The organism is Lapidilactobacillus mulanensis (assembly GCF_003946215.1).
In the GTDB taxonomy this organism is placed as follows: Bacteria; Bacillota; Bacilli; order Lactobacillales; family Lactobacillaceae; genus Lapidilactobacillus; species Lapidilactobacillus mulanensis.
The window spans coordinates 1-4,556 of sequence record NZ_RHOW01000074.1 but is presented as its reverse complement, the minus strand read 5'-3'; the positions used below and the strand labels follow the sequence as shown (position 1 = coordinate 4,556).

Below are 4,556 nucleotides of genomic sequence, written 5' to 3'. Positions count from 1 at the left end.
CGACTAACTATACCAATTTATAAGAATAGATCAGTAGTGTTGCACTTGATTTGACAATTCGGGTATATTTTATAATACTTATTTTATGCAAATAATAAGCAACATGATTGTTGATTATTTTACAATAGCTTTTTATGCTTCTTGATTTCCCCCCTACTTCTACTAGCCTTAATTTATTTTCATTAGAAGAGGTAGACAGTGTGACATCTAAAAATGAAACAACTGAATATTATGACCTCAAGCTCCCCTTTAAAACTATTTTTCCAAAATTATTGAGCAATCCGATCAAATTAAAAAATAAGCTACAAACGTTATTCTTGATTTTCCTCACACCATATACATTATTTAAAACATATAGCACTGTCTCGATTAGATCCAGCAAGCACAATCTAGAATTGAAAAAGAGAAGTAATTTGATTCACTAAAAAAATATCCCCCGTGCTATTTGATATTCATCACGAATAACAACAGCACGAGGGATATTCCTTTAGCTAAATAATATTTTTAAAGTTAGGCTATGCTTTTTTGCGACCCAAAATGAGGGAAACAATAATAACTAAGATAACGGCACCCAAAATGGATGGAATTAGCGCCATCCCTGCAAGAGAAGGTCCCCAAGTACCTAATAATGCTTGTCCAATAGCTGATCCGACCAGACCAGCAATAATATTAGCGATCCAGCCCATGCTATTGCCTCTACCAGTAATTGCACCTGCAATGACACCAATAATAGCACCTACGATTAATGACCAAAGCCAACCCATGTTAATTCCTCCTTTTTATTGAACGCGTGGTTCAGTGTTATCTTTAACTTTTTCTTGAACTTTATTTGATCCTTGCGAAATTGCATCTTTTGCCTTATCCGTCTGTTTTGAAGCAAAACGGCCAGTTGATTTTGCGGCATTCGTCACTTTATCTTGAATGGTTTCAGAATCTTCTTCATATTCAGATTCAGTTTTAATATCAACAACGTTAATATTAACTTCAATCACTTCAAGATGAGTCATTTTAGCTACTTCATCATGGATGACTTGTTTAACTTTGTCAGCAATTTCAGGAATATCACGACCATATTCGATCACAACGTCCATATCAACTGCGACTTGTTTTTCACCGACTTCAGTTTTAATACCAGAAGTCACGTTATCTGTGTTAACCAGTTTATCGGCCATATTAGCGAAGAAGCCACCGTTGACATCTAATAAACCATCAATCTTTTCAATTGCATTACCAATAATCTTTTGCACAACTTTATCGTCATAAGTTAATTCGCCACGAATTTGATCATTGGTCTTATCAGATTCACTGCGCATATGCGCTGCTTTTTGGTTTGTTGTTTGCAATGCATCTTTTCTTGTGTCTGATCCGTTTTGAATATTTTGTGTCATTTTTTGTCCTCCTAATAATCATCTGATTGATCTAATAATCCGTCCAAAATACCTAGGCGTTTAACATACAATCCGATTAATATGCCAACAATTGTTAAAATAATTAGCAATAAAGTTTTAAAAAAACCAATCGAAACGAATAATATCGCTATAAGTAAGCCCAGACCCCCACCAATAATGGGGAACATAAAGCGTTGCCAAAAAGCCTTCATCTTATGCCCTCCTTAAACCACTCGAGTACTATCAGTAGTTTGCTTATTGGTTTGATAGTCATTAAAGTCAACATTAACAATCACTTGTTCTTTAGTTCCAAGTAATCGTTGTAATTCTTGTTGTATTTCAGAACGAAAAGCTTCTGTTCGATCAATTAGTGATGATGTTCGTTTTAATTGACCATCAATTGTTACTCGAATTTTACGTTTAGTTGCGTGAACTTTAATTTTAGGTTTACTGATAAAATCTTTAGTCGCTAGTTTTGAGCGAACGAAGCCTTCAATTGCCTTTTGCTCTAATACTAAATGACCGCCTTTAGAATCAAGATTAAATTGATGACGTAATCGTGGATAAAAAACCACAAAGACTATCCCAATTAGAATTAAGATCGCAAACGCACTCGCTATCCAGAATAAATATTGCCAAAAGTACATATTTAAAAATATCCTATCGAGAAAACGTACTTGGTCTAAACCGACGTATGGCGCGCCAATCACAATCAGTGGTACTAGAGCAGAGGCTAAAAGTAAACCAACAATAATCAATAGCGTTTTTACAACTCGATTCATTTACTAACCTCCTTTTTTCAAGACTCGGTTAGATATTAGTTAAACTACTCAACCATTCAATTATAGATTGATCGCACCGCCACCGGTGACACCATAGATTTGAGCTGTCACATAGCTGGCATCATTGGATGCTAAGAAAACATAAACTGGTGCTAATTCGGCTGGTTGACCTGCTCTCTTCATTAAAGTATCTTGACCAAATTTTGGTAAGGCACTTTTGGGTTGACCTTGATCTAATTGTAATGGTGTCCAAATTGGACCAGGAGCAACGCCATTTACACGAATACCTTTTTCAGCCAATTGCTTCGCTAAACCAACAGTAAAGTTAGCAATCGCCGCCTTAGTTGTTGCATAATCTAATAAATGTGCACTAGGATCAAACGCCTGAATAGACGTTGTTGTCACAATACTGCTACCAGCTTTTAGATGTGGTAAAGCGGCTTTAACTAAGGCAAACTGCGAAATAATATTAACCGTAAAAGTATCTTCAACCTGTTTCATCGTTAATTCCTCAATCGATGGTTGAGAAATTTGTTGAGCCGCATTAAGTAATATTGTATCTAACCCACCTAATTCAGCAATCGTTTGTGTTACCATTTGCTCTGGTGCATTTCGATCGCGTAAGTCACAAGGTAACAAGACAACTTTGCGTCCGGCTTCTTGAATATACTCTGCTACTTCATTTGCATCTGGCTCTTCACCTGGATAAAATTGCAAGGCAATATCTGCACCTTCTCGAGCGAATGCAATTGCAGCAGCACGACCGATTCCTGAATCTCCACCAGTAATCAAAACACGGCGGTTTTCTAGTTTATGATTACCAATGTAACTTCCTTCGCCACAATCAGGCTTAGGCGACATTTTCTTTTGAAGTGCTGGTGTTTCTTGATCCTGCTTCTCAAATTGAGAAGTATGATATAAATTCCGTGGATCAATTAAAATAGGTTCTGTCATCATCATTCCTCCTTTATAAATTAATCGTATGATATTGAAAGAACTAAATAAATTTTTTTGCCTAAGAGATTTTGTGATTTTAAAAATTGACTTAAGCACCGCACTCTATTTATTGTTTAAGTAAAATAATAAATTTTTGGAAGGAGAAATATATGATCAATTATTATCAAATCGATGAAACTAAAGGAATACTTAATAAAGATTCAGTAGTTGACGCATGGCTAGTTCTAGAGCAAGCAACAGCAGAAGAACAGGAAAAAGTCATCCACGATTATAAATTACCTGAAGACATCTTTTCAGCAAGTGATGAAGCGGAAGAAATTTCTCGATACGAACAAATAGAAAATGATAAATTAGGACAAGTAACCATACTATCTTTAACCAATCTCTCTGCTGATAGAGAAATCTCAATTGAAGAACGTTTAGAACCGCTAATTTTTATCTGGTCCAAATCAATAATTATTACCTACGTAGGTGATCGATCTGAATTTTGTGAACGTTTTATCGATAAGTATGCTAATCAAGTAACATCTTTAGAAAAATTATGTGCTTACGTCATTTTAATGATTTATACGCATTATATTAAAGAACTGCTTGAAATTAAGAAAACAATCGATGACTTAGATCGTGCCGCCCGAAAAACAACAGAAAATGAAGAATTATTTCGATTAGCTGATACAAAACGGAACATCGTTTATTTAGACCATACTTTAAGAGGTCAGGAAAAACCCTAGACTATTTATGGCATGAAACCGATATGGAAGAGAAATTAAACGATAAAAAATTACTTTATAACATTAAATTGCGCCAAGCCCACGCTGAAGAGTTGATCACCATTTATCGTGATTTATTAGAAACCGTTGGCGGACTCTTTGGCGATATGATGGACAATAATCTGAATCACCTAATGAAATATTTAGATTCTGCGGCGCTAATTATTTCGATACCGGCATTAATATCAGGTATTTGGGGTATGAATACAGGCGGGCTTCCCGGTAAGGGGACTAATCTCGGTTTCTTTGTCGTGATTATCGTCAGTATTATTGTGACCGCATTAGTAGCAATCCATTTAAAACGAAAAGACTATACAAAGTGAGGATTTTTAAATCTAGCTTCATTGATAAGCGTAAAAACATTGATTGGACTTATTATTATCAGCGTCTGTAATTTCTCTTCTTTCATTATTACTCATTTTTATCGTTTTTCAGCGCTATATTATGGGTACTGTCTCGACTGGCTGTATGAAAGAATAATAAGAAAGCATTTCCATTGCAAAACATCTTGGCAACTTGTTACGATAAGTTTGTAACTCATAACAAGCATTTATTCAAAGGAGGACTTTTAGATGACACATCACCAAACGCACGAAGAAAATGAGAAAGAACTAGCAGAACGTAAACACGAACAGACACTAGAGAAAAACGAAAATTAT

The 4,556-nt window shown here is 35.3% G+C and carries 5 protein-coding genes and 1 pseudogene; 1 reads left to right on the top strand and 5 read right to left on the bottom strand.

Annotated elements, in window-relative coordinates:
• Positions 1–515 precede the first annotated feature (515 nt).
• The 5 genes from EKM67_RS10345 to EKM67_RS10325 form a co-directional block, all read right to left on the bottom strand.
• The gene (locus EKM67_RS10345) at positions 516–764 is read right to left on the bottom strand and encodes a GlsB/YeaQ/YmgE family stress response membrane protein (protein ID WP_125578906.1); all 249 of its coding nucleotides are present in this window, start codon (positions 762–764) and stop codon (positions 516–518) included.
• A 15-nt stretch (positions 765–779) separates the two neighbouring features.
• Entirely contained in the window at positions 780–1,313 is a 534-nt protein-coding gene (locus EKM67_RS10340; protein ID WP_225417374.1) for an Asp23/Gls24 family envelope stress response protein, read from the bottom strand.
• 86 nt (positions 1,314–1,399) lie between these two features.
• Entirely contained in the window at positions 1,400–1,600 is a 201-nt protein-coding gene (locus EKM67_RS10335) for a DUF2273 domain-containing protein (protein WP_125578904.1), read from the bottom strand.
• 12 nt (positions 1,601–1,612) lie between these two features.
• The gene (gene amaP / locus EKM67_RS10330) at positions 1,613–2,170 is read right to left on the bottom strand and encodes an alkaline shock response membrane anchor protein AmaP (protein ID WP_125578903.1); all 558 of its coding nucleotides are present in this window, start codon (positions 2,168–2,170) and stop codon (positions 1,613–1,615) included.
• 60 nt (positions 2,171–2,230) lie between these two features.
• Positions 2,231–3,124 carry an SDR family oxidoreductase gene (locus EKM67_RS10325; RefSeq protein WP_125578902.1) on the bottom strand — a complete coding sequence of 298 codons (894 nt, stop codon included), beginning with the start codon at positions 3,122–3,124 and terminating at the stop codon, positions 2,231–2,233.
• A 152-nt stretch (positions 3,125–3,276) separates the two neighbouring features.
• Between EKM67_RS10325 and EKM67_RS10320 the strand changes: the two are divergent.
• Positions 3,277–4,220, top strand: a pseudogene (locus tag EKM67_RS10320) (magnesium transporter CorA family protein).
• The last annotated feature ends 336 nt before the right edge of the window (positions 4,221–4,556 follow it).